This is a genomic window from Pseudomonas sp. RIT-PI-r (assembly GCF_001297015.1).
Lineage (GTDB): Bacteria > Pseudomonadota > Gammaproteobacteria > Pseudomonadales > Pseudomonadaceae > Aquipseudomonas.
Genome location: NZ_LIGE01000025.1, coordinates 480,850 through 497,450 on the forward strand (window position 1 = coordinate 480,850; position 16,601 = coordinate 497,450).

Below are 16,601 nucleotides of genomic sequence, written 5' to 3' on the forward strand. Positions count from 1 at the left end.
GTACGTAACCGTAGGAGTTCACATGGCCCGTGGCGGCATTACCAAAGCACTGGTGCAGATCGCGCGCACAGCGATCCTCGCCCGTGGCGAACACCCGAGCATCGATGCAGTACGCATTGAAATGGGCAACACCGGCTCGAAAACCACGATCCATCGTTACCTGAAAGAGCTGGACGACGGCGCACAGCCCGTTGAAGCGTCGTCAGAGCCCATCGATGACGAGTTGAGCGCCCTCGTCTCGCGCCTCGCCCAACGCCTCAAAGAACAGGCGCAAGAGCCTATCGAGCAGGCCCGCGAGCAGTTCGAGGAGCAGCGCGAGGCGCTGGAGTCGGAGCTGAAACAGACCCGCCAGGCACTGGAAAAGCTCGAACACGAGCACGACATTCAAGGCGCCGCACTGGCGCGTGAGTCCGAAGCGCTTGGCAACACACGGTCGATGCTGCAAACCGAGCAAACCCGCAATGCCGGGCTCAATCAGGCGCTGGCCGATTTTGAATTGCGTTTGCAGGACAAGGACGAGCAGATCCGCTCGCTGGAAGAAAAACACCTGCACGCCCGTGACGCACTAGAGCACTATCGCAACGCCAGCAAAGAGCAGCGCGAGCAGGAACAGAGCCGTCACGAAGCACAGGTGCAGCAGATTCAGGCCGAGTTGCGTCAGGCGCAGCAAAGTGCGCTGGTCCGCCAGGACGAGATCACGCAACTGCACCGCGACAACGAACGCCTGCTCACGGAAAACCGTGGCACGCAGCGTGAGCTGAGCCTGATGCAGGATCAGCTCAAACAGAGCAATCAGCGTCAGGATCAACTGCTGGAGCAAGCGGCCCGCGTCGACAGCGAACGCACCCTCCTCCAGGAACGCCTGCGCGTTGCGACACTGGAAAGCCAGGCACTCAAACAGAGCGTCGAGGAGCAGACACTGCTCAACCAGTCATTGGAAAAGGAATTGAATAAGGCTCAGACGAGCCTGGAGGAAAGCCAGCGCCTGGCAGCTACCGTTGCAGCAGCGCCAGACACCAGCAAAGCGAAAGACGCTTAAGCGCCGACCGGCATACGCATGGTGACAAACTCTTCGGCGGCCGTCGGGTGCACCCCGATCGTGTCGTCGAAGTCACGCTTGGTCGCGCCAGCCTTCAGCGCAATCGCCAGACCCTGCACGATCTCGCCTGCGTCCGGACCGACCATATGGCAGCCGAGGACTTTGTCGGTCTTGCCATCGACCACCAGCTTCATCAGGGTTTTCTCCTGGCACTCGGTCAGGGTCAGCTTCATCGGTCGGAAACGGCTTTCAAAGATCACCACATCGTGGCCCGCCTCGCGCGCTTCTTCCTCGGTCAAACCGACCGTGCCGATGTTCGGCAGGCTGAACACCGCCGTCGGGATCATCTTGTAATCCACCGGACGGTATTGCTCAGGTTTGAACAGACGACGCGCCACGGCCATGCCTTCAGCCAATGCCACTGGCGTCAGTTGCACACGACCAATGACATCGCCCAGCGCCAGAATCGATGGCTCGCTGGTCTGGTACTGCTCGTCGACTTTGATGAAGCCTTTGTCGGTGAGCTGCACATCGGTGTTTTCCAGGCCAAGATTGTCCAGCATCGGACGCCGGCCGGTTGCATAGAAAATGCAATCCGCTTCCAGCTCGCGACCATCTTTAAGCGTGGCTTTCAAACTACCGTCAGCCTGCTTGTCGATACGCGCGATGTCAGCATTGAATTGCAGATCCAGACCACGCTTGGTCAGCTCTTCCTGCAAATGCTTGCGTACCGAACCGTCGAAACCGCGCAGGAACAGATCGCCGCGATACAACAGCGTAGTGTTTGCGCCGAGGCCATGGAAAATCCCGGCGAACTCAACGGCGATGTAACCGCCGCCAACCACCAATACACGCTTTGGCAGCTCCTTAAGGAAAAACGCCTCATTGGAACCGATCGCATGCTCGCGCCCCGGAATCTCCGGAATCTGCGGCCAGCCACCGGTCGCGATCAGAATGTTTTTCGCGGTGTAGCGCTGGCCGTTCACTTCAACCTCGTGCGGGCCAACGATCTTCGCGTGCGCCTCGTGCAGGGTCACACCGCTGTTGACCAGAAGATTGCGATAAATGCCGTTGAGGCGATTGATCTCGCGATCCTTGTTGGCGATCAGGGTCGCCCAGTCGAAATTCGCCTCACCCAGACTCCAGCCAAAACCGGATGCCTGCTCAAAGTCTTCGGCGAAATGCGCGCCGTACACCAGCAGCTTTTTCGGCACGCAGCCAACGTTGACACAGGTCCCGCCCAGATAACGGCTCTCCGCCACCGCCACTTTCGCACCGAACCCGGCCGCAAAACGCGCAGCGCGCACACCGCCGGAACCGGCACCAATCACATAAAGGTCAAAATCGTAGGCCATTTCTATCTCCTCGGCAGGGGATCAGCATACCTGCAGATGCTCGTTGGGCAAGCACTGCCAATCATATGGGGCGCAAAATGAAAAAACCCGCCGAAGCGGGTTTTTCTTACAGACAAGTCAAGCGCTCTTAGTAAGCCTTGCCAGTCTTGTAGAAGTTCTCGAAGCAGAAGTTGGTCGCTTCGATGTAGCCTTCAGCACCACCGCAGTCGAAACGCTTGCCTTTGAACTTGTAGGCCATGACGCAGCCGTTCTGGGCTTGTTTCATCAGCGCATCGGTGATCTGGATTTCGCCGCCCTTGCCTGGCTCGGTTTGTTCGATCAGGTCGAAGATGTCCGGGGTCAGGATGTAACGACCGATGATTGCCAGGTTCGACGGCGCGTCTTCCGGTTTTGGCTTCTCGACCATGCTGTGCACGCGATAGATGTCGTCGCGGATCATTTCGCCAGCGATAACGCCGTACTTGCTGGTTTCCTGCGGATCGACTTCCTGAATCGCGATGATCGAGCAGCGGAACTGCTTGTACAGCTTGACCATCTGGGTCAGTACGCCGTCGCCGTCGAGGTTGACGCACAGGTCGTCCGCCAGTACCACGGCGAACGGTTCGTCACCGATCAGCGGGCGACCGGTCAGGATCGCGTGGCCCAGACCTTTCATTTCGGTCTGACGGGTGTAGGAGAACGAGCACTCGTCGAGCAGTTTGCGGATACCGACCAGATATTTCTCTTTGTCGGTGCCTTTGATCTGGTTTTCCAACTCGTAGCTGATGTCGAAGTGGTCTTCCAGAGCGCGCTTGCCACGACCGGTGACGATGGAGATTTCCGTCAGGCCAGCATCCAGAGCTTCTTCAACGCCGTACTGGATCAGTGGCTTGTTTACCACCGGCAGCATTTCTTTGGGCATGGCTTTAGTCGCTGGCAGGAAGCGAGTACCGTAACCGGCTGCTGGGAACAAGCATTTCTTGATCATATAAGTCCTTGAAAAGGCTGTGTGTACGAGTTTCGGCGCAGTCTAATCAGGCGGCGTGCACCTTACAATGCCCCGCACTGGCTAACCGATGCCATCATAGAGAAATATTCTCGCCGATAGTTCCGTTGACGTCTTCAGGCAGCGCACTCAGCTTAGCCCAAAGATGCCGATTAACTCGACCACCATACGCGCATCGCCCCCAATGCGAGCATTTGCCGGTATCATGGCGCCTTTGAACCAGCGAACGAGACAGATAGATGGCCGCGGTAAAAATCGTCAACGGGTATGTGATCGACAAGAAGGACGGCAAGTGGACGCTGACCACGACCAACGGCGAACACATCGCCGGTCCCTTCGACAGCGAGCAGATGGCGACTGATGTGGCGTCGGTGTTCACCGACACGCCTGCATCGGCAAAGCGTCGTGGCAAAGATCAGGACTGATCGACTGCAACATGCCCCAAGCCCTGCCCTTGCGCAGGGCTTTTTTGTACCCGCGTGCAAACAAGTGGCCAATCGCTATAACCTTTTCACACCGGCGCTGTCAGAGCGTCTAGACCCCCATGCTGAAGACGACATAACCATGAATATGAACAGATTGCTGCCCCTTCTTGCGGTATTGACGCTGAGCGGCTGCGCCACGTCCGAAACCACGTATCTGAATAATGGCGAACAGGGCCTGTCCATCGATTGCTCCGGTGAGGCCAATTCCTGGGCCACCTGCTACGAAAAAGCGGATGCTTCTTGCGCGGGCACCGGTTATCGCATCGTTGGCACTGACGGCACGCCTCAACCCAAGGAAAGCGACAAGACCCTGGGTGTCGACGTCGGCAACTACAAAAACCGCAGTGTGGTGGTGGTCTGCAAGTGAGCCTTACATGTGAATTTCGGCGAACTTGATCCCGAGGCCGCGCACCACTTCGATCAAATCGTCGAGCCGGCCGAAAGATTCGACCTCATCGTTGTCATCCACCAGGAAATAACTGCGCCCGGCGCTTTTCTTGAAAAACACGATCCACTCGCCCGGATTCGCCGGGTTCTGGATAACATGGGTGGCAGAGATCAGGCCCTCTGCGTGGCGTTCCCGTACTTGCTCTCGCTTCATCGCGACTCCAGAAATGAAAATGCCGTCACAGCAAGACTGCGACGGCATTGGTGCTGATGACTGTCAGTCTATCAGCCGGAAATACACGCATTGGCCGCCTTTTGCACGTCGCGGGGACGTACCGGCACATTCGACATGCGTTCATGCAATTTGATGCTGCTGCCGCCGGAGCGGTCTTCGATATCAAATACGGCGGCAGGGCCTGAGGACAATTTCCCCGGAACGATCACTTGAACGCCATCCTTGTGCGGTTGCACCTGCAATGCGCCACGGCTGTCCGCGAGTTTTTCTGCCAGGCACTGAGCATATTCATGGGGCTTCTTGCCGGAGATCACGCTCATGGTCGGCAATGTTTCATTGATTTCGGAAACATTCGCACAACCAGCCATAGCCAAAACCAACGGCACACACACCACACCCCACTTCATACAAAACCTCCGTTAAAGACCGTCCGACAGCACAAATGCCGTTTTTCTCCGGGGCCTTCTGCATTTAACCCGCATCCGACTGCGAATATCTGTTCAAAATTGTCAAACCAACGCCCGACGGCCAGATAATAACCCGTGCGGGCTGATAAACTGCGCTCATCGACAAGCTATCGTTTTGATTTTGTAGAAAAAGCCCTTCTGGAGGCGCCCATGAAATTTATTCACCAGCGCGAGCACCTCAATGAAGACGACATCGTCGTCATCCAATGCTCGCAAATGTGCAACATCCGTCTGATGAACGACGCCAACTTCCGCAGCTTCAAAAACGGCGGTCGTCACACCTATCACGGCGGCGCCTTTGACACCTTCCCGGCCCGCATCACAGCGCCGAGCACCGGTTTCTGGAACATTACCATCGACACCGTCAACCGTCGGCCGATCAGCGTCACGCGCAAACCGACCCTGACCCACTCGATCAAGATCATCCGCCGCTCCAGCACCAAACTCAGCTGAAACGCTCTGCCCAAACAAGGAAAGCATGACCGTGGCCCAAACGACCAAGTACGTCATTAAATACAAACTCAACGGTGAACGCCGTTTTGAGTTCGCTCAGTTGGAAAACGGCACCGAAGAGGAAGCCAAGGCTGAACTGGACAAGCTTCATGACCAGGAAGACTTGATCAGCGACATCGCCGTCAGCAAAGCGCTGTAAGCATCGACAGGAATTTCACCGCAAGCGGTGGAGTGTTCTGCGGCAGGGCCCTGCCTGGACTGACGTTCTTCGGCCATGAGTCAAGGAGTCAGCATGTCGATGTCATCTTCCCGACAGGAATCGCTCGACAGGGCAAGCCTTGTGCGGCGACGGGATCAGGGCGGCGGTGCGATCCTCCGTCCGCTGCTGCAGACCGAGCCGTTTTGCGCGCAGGTGATCATGGCCCGCCACGGTTTCGGTCGTGGCGAGTACACATACTTGCGCTATCCCCCGCCGACGCCAGTAGCACGGCTGTCTTGCGCGTTGCCCTCGCGTTTCGGGTGACCGTACGTCACGGTGTCATTCGCCTGCACAGTGGAAACGGCATACCCTAGGTATCACCTTCACGACGCGTCATGACCTTCATGCAACCGAGCAATTTCGATTTGTTCGCCGACCACGAACCCGAACAGCATCCACGCGCCGAACAAATTGGCGAACAGTCATGGCTGCTTCGCGGTTTTGCCCTGCCGGTCATCGATCAACTGCTGAAGGAGCTGGACGGGATTCTACTTGCGGCCCCTTTGCGGCACATGCTTACGCCCGGCGGCTTCAGCATGTCGGTGGGCACCAGCAGTTGCGGAGCATTGGGCTGGATCACCGATCGCAGCGGTTATCGCTATTCCAGCGCCGATCCGCTCAGCGGCTTGCCATGGCCCTCGATGCCAGCGGTGTTTGCCGATCTGGCACATTCGGCGGCAGCGCGAGCGGGGTTTGCAGATTTCACGGCAGATTCCTGCCTGATCAACCAATATGTTCCCGGCGCCAAGATGTCATTGCATCAGGACAAAGACGAAAAATCCTACGCGGCACCGATTGTTTCGCTGTCACTCGGGTTACCGGCAATGTTTCTGTTCGGTGGTTTCAATCGCAGTGACAAAAGCCAACGGATCGCGCTGTTGCATGGCGACATGGTGATCTGGGGCGGCGTTGATCGGCTGCGCTTTCATGGCGTCTTGCCGATCAAGCACGGTCACCATTCACGTCTGGGTGAACAACGGATCAACCTGACCTTTCGCGTAGCGGGCGAAACAGCCAAAATTTGACCGCAAGGCCCGGAGTGTTGCGCTTGCTGGCTCTGGTTAACCTGAATCAAACAGGTCAACGGATCAACCCACATGAAAACGCTTGCACCTCCTCTCGACATCGAAACCGATCCACGCTGGATCGCCGTGGTTGCGCGTGATCCACGAGCAGACGGGCTGTTTGTCTATGCGGTGAAAACCACCGGCATCTATTGCCGCCCGAGCAGCCTTGCGCGGTTGCCGAAACCGCAGAATGTCGAATTTTTCGAGAGCGCCGAGCAGGCCGAAGCGGCAGGCTATCGGCCGAGCAAACGCGCCAGCAAGGACCGAACCGACGTCAGCGCGCAACATGCCGCCACAGTGGCCACAGCCTGTCGGCAGATTGAAGTCGCCGACACGCCTCCGGCGCTGAATGAACTTGCCGAGACCGCCGGCTTGAGCCCTTTCCATTTTCATCGGGTTTTCAAAGCCGCTACCGGCCTGACCCCAAAAGGCTATGCCGCCGCCCATCGTTCGCGTCGGGTGCGGGAGCGCCTGGCAGACGGTGGTTCGGTCACCGACGCGCTGTACGATGCCGGTTTCAACTCCAACAGCCGTTTCTATGAATCAGCCGATCAAGTGCTAGGCATGAAGCCCGGCGATTTCCGCGCGGCCGGGCAGAACAACGACATTCGTTTTGCCGTTGGGCAATGCTCGCTCGGGGCGATTCTGGTGGCGCAAAGCCAACGTGGCGTCTGCGCGATTCTGTTGGGTGACGACCCGCACCAACTGGTCTGTGATCTGCAGGATCAATTTCGCAAAGCCAACCTGATCGGTGGCGATAGCGGCTTTGAGCAACTGATCGCCAAGGTCGTGGGATTTATAGAAGCGCCGGCGATTGGCCTGGATTTGCCCCTGGACGTCAGAGGCACGGCTTTTCAGGAACGCGTCTGGCAAGCGTTGCGCGAAATCCCGGCAGGCAGCACGGCCAGTTACGCTGACATTGCCCAACGCATCGGCGCCCCCACTTCCATGCGCGCCGTAGCCCAGGCTTGCGGCGCCAATCGTCTGGCAGTAGCGATCCCGTGCCATCGTGTCGTGCGCAGCGATGGCAATCTCTCGGGTTATCGCTGGGGCGTCGAACGCAAACGCCAGTTGCTTGAGCGCGAGACGCTGGCCTGATGGACGCCGATGTAGAGTGCTACTGACTCGGGGACGACGCTTACAGGGTCAGCGATTGACGTCCACCACAACCCGCCCGCGAAGCTGTCCGGCGAGCAACTTCGGCGCTACGTCAATGGCCTCACTCAGGCCGATTTCATGACTGATCAATGCCAGCAAGGAGAAATCCAGATCCCTGGCCAAACGCTCCCATGCTTGCACACGGCGTGCCTTGGGTTGCGTCACGCTGTTGATACCGACCAGGGTCACGCCACGCAAAATAAACGGCGCCACCGAAGCCGGGAAATCCATGCCTTGCGCCAGACCACAAGCGGCGACGGTGCCTTCGGAGCGAGTGCTGGCGCAGGCATTGGCCAAGGTGTGACTGCCGACCGAATCGATCACCGCTGCCCAGCGTTCCTTGGCCAAGGGCTTGCCAGGCGCTGACAACGTTGCACGATCGATGATTTCGCCGGCGCCCAGTTGCTTGAGATACTCGTGCTCGGAGACGCGCCCGGTAGACGCGACAATTCGATAGCCAAGTTTATTCAGCAGTGCGATGGCAAAACTGCCAACACCGCCATTGGCCCCCGTTACCAACACTTCACCCTGCTCTGGCGTCACGCCGTTGCGCTCAAGCGCCAGAATGCACAGCATCGCCGTATAACCGGCCGTACCAATGGCCATGGCTTGCGCCGCAGTAAAAGCTTTGGGCAATGGGATCAACCAATCGCCATTGAGCCGCGCCTTCTGCGCCAGACCGCCCCAGTGATTTTCGCCGACACCCCAGCCATTGAGCAGCACCTGATCGGCGACTTTATAGTCGGCGTGGGAACTGGCTTCGACAGTTCCCGCCAGGTCGATCCCCGGCACCATCGGAAACTTTCGCACCACCGGGCTGTTGCCCGTAATTGCCAAGCCATCCTTGAAATTCAGCGTGCTGTAAGCGACGCGCACGGTAACATCGCCTTCGGGCAATTGATCATCGTTGACCTGTTGCAGGTTGGCGCGATAACCGCTGTCGTCTTTGTCGATCAGAATGGCGTTGAACATGACGGCCTCTCTTGGCTGGTTTCAAGATCTCGCCCCTTGAAATACCACATCGCAACACGTTGCCACACTCGACTTTCCGCCAATCCATGAATCCGCCAGGTATTTCCATGGCGGGCGGCTATGCTTTTTCGACGGTCGTACTTTCGCCGTCATTTGTTTTGAGACCGGCCTGTCGATGGAGCTGACGATGTCTTGCCCGCGTTCGTTGTTCGTGATGTTGATCCTCTGCCTGCTGGCCTTCGGCAACGCGTGGGCGGCCCCCAACGCTACGCAGCCGCAAGCAGCGCCAATGGTGCCGTCGTGGCCGCAGGTCATTACCGGCGACAAGGCCAGACTGACGGTCTATCAACCACAACTCGACAGCTGGGATGGCTACACCCTCAACGCCCGCGCGGCAGTCGAAGCCACCGGCAATGATGGCAAGTCCACTTACGGCATCGTCCGGTTCAGCGCGCACACCTTGGTCGATAAGGCCACACGCTGGGTCGCTCTCGATCAATACAAAATCATCAAGGCAGATTTTCCAGCCGATGCCAGTCAGGCCGACACCTGGCTCGCAGCGCTGCAAAAAGATGCCGAAAGCCGCAAGAAAACCATTTCACTCGATCAACTGGAAGCTGCTGTCGGCGTGCTCTCGGCCGAACGGAAAGCCGACAGCGCACCACTGGAAAACACGCCGCCGACCATCATCAGTTCCGAGGTTCCGGCATTGCTCGTCTATATCGATGGCGACGCCGCGTATCGCCCTGTAGAAGGCACCTCGCTGCAACGTGTAATCAATACTCGCCCGTTATTGTTGAAGGATGAACAGGGCAAGCACTACCTGCATGTCTTCGATGGCTGGATGGTCGCTGACCAGTTGAACGGTGATTACACGCACCTGCCCTCGCCACCTGCCGACCTGGAGAAAGCCAAGCAGGCCGCCATCAAGAGCCGACAAGTCGATCTGCTGACCGGGCAGAGCGATCCGAAAGACAAGATTCCCAGCCTCGCCAAGCCGCCACAGCCGAGGATCGTTGTCGCCACGACGCCCACCGAGTTGCTGGTCACCGATGGCGCGCCGCAGTGGCTGCCCATTCAAGGTACAGGCCTGTTGTACGTGAGCAATACCACCGGGCACATTTTCAAGGAGATCGGCGACCAGAACAGCTACGTGCTGATTTCCGGTCGCTGGTTTCGCGCCAGTGACATGAACGGCCCGTGGACGTTTGCCCCGGCAGACAAGCTGCCGGCAGATTTCGCCAACATCCCCGATGACAGCGCGAAAGAGAACGTCAAGGCTTCCGTTGCCGGCACCCCTCAAGCCAAGGAAGCGGCGATTGCCGCAACCATTCCACAGACCTCGGCAATCAAGAAAAGCGCGGTGAAAATGACTGCGCCACAGTTCGACGGCGAACCACAACTCAAGGCGATCGACAGTACGCCGCTGCAGTATGTGGCCAACAGCGCCACGCCGATCATCCGGGTCGACAACAACAGTTGGTGGGCGGTGGAAAACGGTGTCTGGTTCACAGCAACAACGGTGAATGGCCCGTGGACCGTGGCCAGTTCGGTGCCGGCGGTGATCTATTCGATCCCGCCGAACTCGCCGATGCATTACCTCACGTACGTCAAAGTCTATGAGTCCAGCGGCGATACCGTCGTCGTCGGTTATACGCCGGGCTACCAGGGATCAAACCTCGATCCTGCGACAGGCGTCGTGGTCTACGGCACCGGTTATCCCTATACGCCGTGGGTCGGCAGTGTCTGGTACGGTCCGCCAGTCACCTACGGTTTTGGTGTCGCCATCCGCTATACCCCCTGGACCGGCTGGGCCTTCGGTTTCGGCTTCGGCTGGAGCTGGGGCGGCAGCACTGTCGCGATGGGCTGGGGCTGGGGCGCCTATCCGGGGTGGGGCAATTACGGCTGGGGCTACGCCTGGGGGCCGCACTTGTATCCAGCACCTTTGGCCTGGGGCGGCGCCGCTTACGGTTATCACGGCGGCGCGGGAGCCTGGGGGCCCGGTGGCTGGGCCGGAACCACCGGCAACATTTATCATCAGTGGGGCGACCGGGCCACAGTCAGCCGCTACGGCGCCGGTTACAACGCCTGGACCGGCAATCGCTGGGCCGGACAGGTCGGCGCTTCCTACAACCCCCGCACCGGCGTCGCGGCTGCCGGTCAACGCGGCGCCGTCCACAATGTCTACAACGGCAATTACGCCGCTGGCCGCAGGGGCGTGGCGGTCGGACCGAACGGTGGCGCAATTGCCGGCGGACGGGGCCCCGCCGGCAATGCGCGCAACGGCACGCAGGTCACCGCCAATCGTGGCGCCGTGTATAACCCCAACACTGGCAACACCACCCAATATGGCGGCATTCGCGCACGCAACGGCGGCGCTGCACGTGTTGGCGACAACGTTTACGCAGGTCACGATGGCAACGTGTATAAAAAGACCGACAACGGCTGGCAGTCGATGGTTGGCGGCGGCGCGACCCGCAGCGCACCCATCAACAACAATGCGCAATTGCAGAACCTCAACCGCGACTCTGCGGCGCGCAACTTCGGCAACCAACGGACCAACAATTTCCACAACTCCTCGCAATTCATGAACCACTCGTTTGGCGGCGGTGGCGGCGGGTTTCACCGACGCTGAAAAACTGCATGGGTTGTTCTGAATTTCGCACTGGCTGCTGATCCGCTTTTACTGTTAAAAAACCGGCTCTGCCTTTCACCGTTCGGAGAACAGCCTTCATGAGCCAATGGCCAGACACGCGCATTCTTGATCTGCTTGGTATCGAACTGCCGATCATCCAGGGCCCGATGGCCGGTGCGACGAATTCGTCCATGGTTATCGCCGTGTGCAATGCCGGTGGCTTGGGTTCAATGCCCGCAGCAATGCTGAGCATCGAGCAATTGCGCGACGAGCTGAAAACCATTCGCCAACACACCGACAAGCCCTTTAACGTGAACTTTTTCTGCCATCAGCCACCGGCGGCGGATGAGCAACGCGCACGTGAATGGAAGCATCTGCTGGAGCCGTATTACCGCGAACTGCATGCCGATTTCGACGCACCGACGCCGGTGTCCAATCGCGCGCCGTTCGATGCGGCAGCGTGCGAAGTGCTGGAAGAATTTCGACCTGAGGTTGTGAGTTTCCACTTCGGTCTGCCAGAGCAATCCCTGCTCGATCGGGTCAAGGCAACCGGGGCAAAAATTCTTTCCTCGGCCACCACTGTCGATGAAGCAATCTGGCTGGAACAGAACGGCTGCGACGCGATCATTGCCATGGGGTATGAGGCGGGTGGCCATCGCGGCATGTTTCTCAGTGATGACCTGAGTAGTCAGGTCGGTACGTTTGCCTTGGTACCTCAGGTGGTCGATGCGGTGAACGTACCGGTGATTGCCGCCGGAGCCATTGCCGATGCTCGCGGCGTGGCGGCAGCGTTCGTATTGGGGGCGTCAGCGGTACAGGTCGGTACCGCGTATCTGTTCACACCGGAAGCGAAAGTCAGCGCCTCGCACCACAAGGCGCTGCGCACGGCCAAGGAAAGCGAAACCGCGATCACCAATCTCTTCACCGGACGTCCGGCGCGTGGCATTCTCAACCGGGTCATGCGTGAGCTCGGCCCGATGTCGCCAAAGGCGCCGGCATTTCCCTTGGCCGGCGGTGCGTTGATGCCATTGAGAGCGATCAACGAAGCAGAGTTTGCCAACCTCTGGGCCGGTCAGGCATTCACTTTGGGCCGGGACTTGGACAGCGCGCAATTGACCCGGCAATTGGCACAAGACGCACTGGCGAAACTCACACGCCAGTAATGTCGAGTTGAGTGGGGAGTCGAGCGCCCCCCACTCTGGCTTTAATCAGCACTTCCTGTTTGGCGGCATTTCGCTATATATTTATTTATATAGCGAACTTACCCCTCGCATCGGCGCAGTCCACTTCCAACAATAGCTGCCCTATGCACTCGCCAACCACGGAGCTGTTACATGACCATTCGTGTCTCTCGTTTTGCCCCTGCCGGCCTGGTTTCCTTGCTCGCGGTCTTCGCCGCCAGTGCTGCTCAGGCGGATGAAGTACAGGTAGCTGTTGCCGCCAACTTCACCGCACCGATCCAGGCGATCGCGGCCGATTTCGAAAAAGACACTGGGCACAAACTGGTCGCAGCCTATGGCGCCACTGGCCAGTTCTACACTCAGATCAAGAACGGCGCACCGTTCGAAGTGTTCCTCTCGGCTGACGACACGACCCCGGAAAAACTTGAAAAAGAAGGCGATACCGTTAAAGGCTCGCGCTTCACCTACGCCATCGGCACCCTGGCACTGTGGTCGGCCAAAGAAGGTTATGTCGACTCTAAAGGCGAGGTGTTGAAGAAGAACGAATACCAACACCTGTCCATCGCCAACCCGAAAGCCGCACCCTATGGCCTGGCCGCCACCCAGGTACTGGAAAAGCTCAAGCTGACCGAAGCGACCAAAACCAAGATCGTTGAAGGTCAGAACATCACTCAGGCGTACCAGTTCGTGTCTACCGGCAACGCCGAGCTAGGCTTCGTCGCCCTGTCGCAGATTTTCAAGGACGGCAAAGTCACCAGCGGTTCGGCGTGGATCGTGCCTGCCAGCATGCACGACCCGATCAAACAGGACGCTGTGATCCTCAACAAAGGCAAGGACAATGCTGCCGCCAAGGCACTGGTTGAATACCTCAAAGGCCCGAAAGCCGCTGCGGTGATCAAGTCTTACGGCTACCAGCTTTAAAATGTCGCTGACGAGTGCCGATTTCGCGGCGATCTGGCTGACCCTGAAACTGGCGTCCCTGACCACTGTCATCCTGCTGGTTGTCGGCACTCCGATTGCCCTGTGGTTGTCGCGCAGCCGTTCGTGGTTGCGCGGCCCGATCGGGGCGATCGTCGCCCTGCCCCTCGTGCTGCCACCCACCGTGATCGGTTTCTATCTGTTGCTGATGATGGGCCCGCACGGCTTTCTCGGTCAGTTCACACAATGGCTGGGGCTGGGCACGCTGACGTTCAGCTTCACTGGGCTGGTAATCGGTTCGGTTATTTACTCCATGCCGTTCGTGGTGCAACCGTTGCAAAACGCGTTCTCGGCGATCGGCACCCGCCCACTGGAAGTGGCTGCAACACTGCGTGCCAATCCTTGGGACACTTTTTTCAGCGTGATTGTGCCGCTGGCGCGTCCCGGTTTTGTCACCGCGGCGATCCTCGGGTTCGCGCACACCGTCGGTGAATTCGGCGTGGTACTGATGATCGGCGGCAACATTCCCGATAAGACCCGCGTGGTCTCGGTGCAGATCTACGACCATGTCGAAGCGATGGAATACGCTCAGGCCCACTGGCTCGCCGGAGCGATGCTGGTGTTCTCGTTCCTCGTATTGCTGGCGTTGTACTCCAGCCGCAAGACCCGCACAGACTGGAGCTGATCGATGATTGATGCACGTTTGCAACTCGCCTACTCAGGCTTCAGCCTCGACGTCGATCTGCATTTGCCGGGACGCGGTGTCAGCGCGCTGTTCGGTCATTCCGGTTCGGGCAAAACCACTTGCCTGCGCTGTATCGCCGGGCTGGAGCGCGCCGAACGAGGCTTCGTGCAGATCAACGACGAAGTCTGGCAGGACAGCGACAACGGCCTGTTCGTACCACCGCACAAGCGCGCCATCGGGTATGTGTTTCAAGAAGCCAGCCTGTTTGCGCATCTGTCAGTGCTGGCCAATCTGCAATTCGGTCTCAAGCGCATCGCCAGGTCTCAACGCCGGGTCGACATGGCACAGGCCACCGAACTGCTCGGCATCGGGCATCTGCTGGAGCGTCATCCGCAGCACCTGTCCGGCGGCGAACGCCAACGTGTCGGCATCGCCCGCGCCTTGTTGACCAGCCCGAAACTGCTGCTGATGGATGAACCGCTGGCCGCGCTCGACAGCCAGCGTAAAAACGAAATCCTGCCGTACCTGCAACGCCTGCATGACGAACTGGATATTCCTCTGCTGTACGTCAGCCATGCGCAGGACGAAGTCGCACGGCTCGCCGACTACCTGGTGCTGCTCAGCGAAGGCAAGGCATTGGCCAGCGGACCGATCGGCGAAACTCTGGCACGCCTGGACTTGCCGATGGCGCTGGGCGACGACGCCGGGGTGATCATTGAAGGTAAGGTCAGCGGCTACGATGCCGATTATCAATTGCTCAGCCTGCAACTGCCGGCCACCGAAATAGCCATACGAGTGACACACGCACCGATGGCATTGGGGCAGGCCTTGCGCTGCAAAGTACATGCGCGGGACATCAGCCTCGCGCTGCACAACGATGAGTTCAGCAGCATCCTCAATCGTCTGCCGGTGACGGTGGTCAGCGAGCAGGCCGCCGACAACGCTGCGCATGTGCTGATTCGTCTCGACGCTGCCGGTACGCCGCTGCTGGCACGGATCACGCGGTTTTCGCGGGATCAGTTAGGCGTGCATCCAGGGCAGCAGCTCTGGGCGCAGATCAAGGCCGTCGCCGTCCTCGCCTAAATCATTCGGCACGACGGCCACCGCGCGCGGTCAATCGTTCTACAGACCGCCGCGCCACCGAAGGAAGCCGCCATGCCCGACACCGCGCTGAATGACGCACTGCCATCCGACCTGCATTATGTCGATGACATCCAGCCCGGCATTACACGCAAGAAGCTGCGCGGCAAGTTCAGCTATTTCACGCCGTCGGGCCAGCGCATCATCGCTCCCGATGAAATCGCACGCATCAACGCCCTGGCCGTGCCGCCGGCCTATACCGATGTGTGGATCTGCCCCGACCCGCGCGGTCATCTGCAAGCCACCGGCCGCGACGCCCGGGGCCGCAAGCAATATCGCTATCACCCGCGCTGGCGCGAAGTGCGCGATGCTGACAAGTATTCGCGCCTGCGCGAATTTGGTGTGGCGTTGCCGAAACTGCGCAAACAGCTGGAAACACTGTTGGCCGCACCCGGTTTCAGCCGGGACAAGGTCATGGCCACGGTGATCACGTTGCTCGACGCCACGTTGATTCGGGTCGGCAACACACAGTACGCCCGGGATAATCGCTCCTATGGCCTGACTACGTTGCGCAGCCGCCATGTCGAGATCAACGGCAGCGCGATCCTCTTCCAGTTCCGGGGCAAGAGCGGCATCGAACATCAGATCACCGTCAAGGATCGGCGTCTGGCGCGGATCATCAAGCGTTGCCTGGAAATTCCCGGGCAGAACCTGTTCCAGTACCTTGATGAAAATGGTCAACGACACACGGTCAGCTCGTCCGACGTCAACACCTATCTGCAAACCCTGACCGGCGCCGACTTTACCGCCAAGGACTATCGCACCTGGGCGGGCAGTGCACTGGCTTTGGCGGTGCTACGCAAGCTGACTCACGAAACGGAAACCGAAGCCAAGCGCCATGTCGTCGAGATGGTCAAAGGTGTGGCCAAACAGTTGGGCAACACGCCGGCGGTGTGTCGCAAGTGCTATATCCACCCTGCCGTGGTGGAAAAATTCATGCTCGGCGCCCTTGCCGATCTGCCGCGACCACGTATGCGCAAAGGGCTGCGAGCCGAGGAAGTAGCGCTGGCGATGTTTCTCGAACAGATGAGCGAGATGACGGGCGCGCCTTGATTATCGCTGTAAGGTTCTCTAGGCTAGCCATCTTCCTCTCTTCAGGACGACCGCAGACGTGAACAACCCAGCCTTCTAAAAATGCCCTCGCGACACGCCTTTTTTGGCGCGTGTCTGTTTTCACGAG

The 16,601-nt window shown here is 59.0% G+C and carries 19 protein-coding genes; 14 read left to right on the plus strand and 5 right to left on the minus strand.

Translation table 11 applies throughout. The annotated features are described in order from the left end of the window. Positions 1–22 precede the first annotated feature (22 nt). A complete protein-coding gene (locus tag AK821_RS14005) occupies positions 23–1,039 on the plus strand; it encodes a DNA-binding protein (RefSeq protein ID WP_064390223.1) in 1,017 nt (338 codons plus the stop codon). Here AK821_RS14005 and gorA read toward each other — a convergent pair. Both gorA and galU read right to left on the minus strand, forming a co-directional pair. Next, positions 1,036–2,394 carry a glutathione-disulfide reductase gene (gene gorA, locus AK821_RS14010; RefSeq protein WP_064390224.1) on the minus strand — a complete coding sequence of 453 codons (1,359 nt, stop codon included), beginning with the start codon at positions 2,392–2,394 and terminating at the stop codon, positions 1,036–1,038. The genes AK821_RS14005 and gorA overlap by 4 nt on opposite strands. A 127-nt stretch (positions 2,395–2,521) precedes the next feature. Further along, positions 2,522–3,361, minus strand: a complete 840-nt coding sequence (galU, locus tag AK821_RS14015) for a UTP--glucose-1-phosphate uridylyltransferase GalU (RefSeq protein ID WP_053120371.1) — start codon at positions 3,359–3,361, stop codon at positions 2,522–2,524. 257 nt (positions 3,362–3,618) lie between these two features. On the opposite strand from galU, the gene AK821_RS14020 reads away from it, so the two are divergent. Beyond that, a complete protein-coding gene (locus AK821_RS14020) occupies positions 3,619–3,804 on the plus strand; it encodes a hypothetical protein (protein ID WP_008082671.1) in 186 nt (61 codons plus the stop codon). A gap of 145 nt (positions 3,805–3,949) precedes the next feature. Next, the gene (locus AK821_RS14025; RefSeq protein ID WP_064390225.1) at positions 3,950–4,231 is read left to right on the plus strand and encodes a hypothetical protein; all 282 of its coding nucleotides are present in this window, start codon (positions 3,950–3,952) and stop codon (positions 4,229–4,231) included. Positions 4,232–4,234: 3 nt separating this feature from the next. On the opposite strand, the gene AK821_RS14030 is transcribed toward AK821_RS14025, so the two are convergent. Together AK821_RS14030 and AK821_RS14035 are read right to left on the minus strand one after the other, a co-directional pair. Then, positions 4,235–4,465: a hypothetical protein gene (locus tag AK821_RS14030; protein ID WP_064390226.1), complete on the minus strand. Its 231-nt coding sequence runs from the start codon at positions 4,463–4,465 to the stop codon at positions 4,235–4,237. A 71-nt stretch (positions 4,466–4,536) separates the two neighbouring features. Then, on the minus strand, positions 4,537–4,893 hold the full coding sequence (locus tag AK821_RS14035) for a hypothetical protein (RefSeq protein ID WP_064390227.1): 357 nt from the start codon (positions 4,891–4,893) through the stop codon (positions 4,537–4,539). 210 nt (positions 4,894–5,103) lie between these two features. On the opposite strand from AK821_RS14035, the gene AK821_RS14040 reads away from it, so the two are divergent. The 5 genes from AK821_RS14040 to ada all read left to right on the plus strand — a co-directional run bounded on the left by AK821_RS14040 (position 5,104) and on the right by ada (position 7,830). Then, entirely contained in the window at positions 5,104–5,406 is a 303-nt protein-coding gene (locus AK821_RS14040) for a DUF1883 domain-containing protein (RefSeq protein ID WP_016984992.1), read from the plus strand. A gap of 25 nt (positions 5,407–5,431) precedes the next feature. After that, positions 5,432–5,605, plus strand: a complete 174-nt coding sequence (locus AK821_RS30920; RefSeq protein ID WP_163024135.1) for a hypothetical protein — start codon at positions 5,432–5,434, stop codon at positions 5,603–5,605. Positions 5,606–5,698: 93 nt separating this feature from the next. Then, entirely contained in the window at positions 5,699–5,929 is a 231-nt protein-coding gene (locus AK821_RS29485; RefSeq protein ID WP_236708313.1) for a hypothetical protein, read from the plus strand. A gap of 80 nt (positions 5,930–6,009) precedes the next feature. After that, the gene (gene alkB, locus AK821_RS14045; RefSeq protein ID WP_082355456.1) at positions 6,010–6,690 is read left to right on the plus strand and encodes a DNA oxidative demethylase AlkB; all 681 of its coding nucleotides are present in this window, start codon (positions 6,010–6,012) and stop codon (positions 6,688–6,690) included. A gap of 72 nt (positions 6,691–6,762) precedes the next feature. After that, positions 6,763–7,830 carry a bifunctional DNA-binding transcriptional regulator/O6-methylguanine-DNA methyltransferase Ada gene (ada, locus tag AK821_RS14050; RefSeq protein ID WP_064390229.1) on the plus strand — a complete coding sequence of 356 codons (1,068 nt, stop codon included), beginning with the start codon at positions 6,763–6,765 and terminating at the stop codon, positions 7,828–7,830. A gap of 48 nt (positions 7,831–7,878) precedes the next feature. On the opposite strand, the gene acuI is transcribed toward ada, so the two are convergent. Continuing rightward, positions 7,879–8,862: an acrylyl-CoA reductase (NADPH) gene (gene acuI, locus AK821_RS14055; RefSeq protein ID WP_064390230.1), complete on the minus strand. Its 984-nt coding sequence runs from the start codon at positions 8,860–8,862 to the stop codon at positions 7,879–7,881. A 187-nt stretch (positions 8,863–9,049) separates the two neighbouring features. Between acuI and AK821_RS14060 the strand changes: the two genes are divergently transcribed. The 6 genes from AK821_RS14060 (at position 9,050) to AK821_RS14085 (ending at position 16,474) form a co-directional block, all read left to right on the plus strand. Next, the gene (locus AK821_RS14060; RefSeq protein ID WP_064390231.1) at positions 9,050–11,497 is read left to right on the plus strand and encodes a hypothetical protein; all 2,448 of its coding nucleotides are present in this window, start codon (positions 9,050–9,052) and stop codon (positions 11,495–11,497) included. Positions 11,498–11,595: 98 nt separating this feature from the next. Then, complete coding sequence (locus AK821_RS14065) at positions 11,596–12,660, plus strand: NAD(P)H-dependent flavin oxidoreductase (RefSeq protein WP_064390232.1); 1,065 nt, start codon at positions 11,596–11,598, stop codon at positions 12,658–12,660. A gap of 171 nt (positions 12,661–12,831) precedes the next feature. After that, the gene (modA, locus tag AK821_RS14070) at positions 12,832–13,599 is read left to right on the plus strand and encodes a molybdate ABC transporter substrate-binding protein (protein ID WP_064390233.1); all 768 of its coding nucleotides are present in this window, start codon (positions 12,832–12,834) and stop codon (positions 13,597–13,599) included. 1 nt (position 13,600) lies between these two features. Continuing rightward, a complete protein-coding gene (gene modB / locus AK821_RS14075; protein WP_064390234.1) occupies positions 13,601–14,281 on the plus strand; it encodes a molybdate ABC transporter permease subunit in 681 nt (226 codons plus the stop codon). 3 nt (positions 14,282–14,284) lie between these two features. Beyond that, entirely contained in the window at positions 14,285–15,364 is a 1,080-nt protein-coding gene (gene modC / locus AK821_RS14080; protein ID WP_064390235.1) for a molybdenum ABC transporter ATP-binding protein, read from the plus strand. 72 nt (positions 15,365–15,436) lie between these two features. Continuing rightward, positions 15,437–16,474: a DNA topoisomerase IB gene (locus tag AK821_RS14085; RefSeq protein WP_064390236.1), complete on the plus strand. Its 1,038-nt coding sequence runs from the start codon at positions 15,437–15,439 to the stop codon at positions 16,472–16,474. Positions 16,475–16,601: the final 127 nt, after the last annotated feature.

What these genes read in the sequence shown, in the direction of transcription:
- AK821_RS14005 (WP_064390223.1), top strand. Translation starts at nt 23, where the DNA reads ATGGCCCGTGGCGGCATTACCAAAGCACTGGTGCAGATCGCGCGCACA.
- gorA (WP_064390224.1), bottom strand. Translation starts at nt 2,394, where the DNA reads ATGGCCTACGATTTTGACCTTTATGTGATTGGTGCCGGTTCCGGCGGT.
- galU (WP_053120371.1), bottom strand. Translation starts at nt 3,361, where the DNA reads ATGATCAAGAAATGCTTGTTCCCAGCAGCCGGTTACGGTACTCGCTTC.
- AK821_RS14020 (WP_008082671.1), top strand. Translation starts at nt 3,619, where the DNA reads ATGGCCGCGGTAAAAATCGTCAACGGGTATGTGATCGACAAGAAGGAC.
- AK821_RS14025 (WP_064390225.1), top strand. Translation starts at nt 3,950, where the DNA reads ATGAACAGATTGCTGCCCCTTCTTGCGGTATTGACGCTGAGCGGCTGC.
- AK821_RS14030 (WP_064390226.1), bottom strand. Translation starts at nt 4,465, where the DNA reads ATGAAGCGAGAGCAAGTACGGGAACGCCACGCAGAGGGCCTGATCTCT.
- AK821_RS14035 (WP_064390227.1), bottom strand. Translation starts at nt 4,893, where the DNA reads ATGAAGTGGGGTGTGGTGTGTGTGCCGTTGGTTTTGGCTATGGCTGGT.
- AK821_RS14040 (WP_016984992.1), top strand. Translation starts at nt 5,104, where the DNA reads ATGAAATTTATTCACCAGCGCGAGCACCTCAATGAAGACGACATCGTC.
- AK821_RS30920 (WP_163024135.1), top strand. Translation starts at nt 5,432, where the DNA reads ATGACCGTGGCCCAAACGACCAAGTACGTCATTAAATACAAACTCAAC.
- AK821_RS29485 (WP_236708313.1), top strand. Translation starts at nt 5,699, where the DNA reads ATGTCGATGTCATCTTCCCGACAGGAATCGCTCGACAGGGCAAGCCTT.
- alkB (WP_082355456.1), top strand. Translation starts at nt 6,010, where the DNA reads ATGCAACCGAGCAATTTCGATTTGTTCGCCGACCACGAACCCGAACAG.
- ada (WP_064390229.1), top strand. Translation starts at nt 6,763, where the DNA reads ATGAAAACGCTTGCACCTCCTCTCGACATCGAAACCGATCCACGCTGG.
- acuI (WP_064390230.1), bottom strand. Translation starts at nt 8,862, where the DNA reads ATGTTCAACGCCATTCTGATCGACAAAGACGACAGCGGTTATCGCGCC.
- AK821_RS14060 (WP_064390231.1), top strand. Translation starts at nt 9,050, where the DNA reads ATGTCTTGCCCGCGTTCGTTGTTCGTGATGTTGATCCTCTGCCTGCTG.
- AK821_RS14065 (WP_064390232.1), top strand. Translation starts at nt 11,596, where the DNA reads ATGAGCCAATGGCCAGACACGCGCATTCTTGATCTGCTTGGTATCGAA.
- modA (WP_064390233.1), top strand. Translation starts at nt 12,832, where the DNA reads ATGACCATTCGTGTCTCTCGTTTTGCCCCTGCCGGCCTGGTTTCCTTG.
- modB (WP_064390234.1), top strand. Translation starts at nt 13,601, where the DNA reads ATGTCGCTGACGAGTGCCGATTTCGCGGCGATCTGGCTGACCCTGAAA.
- modC (WP_064390235.1), top strand. Translation starts at nt 14,285, where the DNA reads ATGATTGATGCACGTTTGCAACTCGCCTACTCAGGCTTCAGCCTCGAC.
- AK821_RS14085 (WP_064390236.1), top strand. Translation starts at nt 15,437, where the DNA reads ATGCCCGACACCGCGCTGAATGACGCACTGCCATCCGACCTGCATTAT.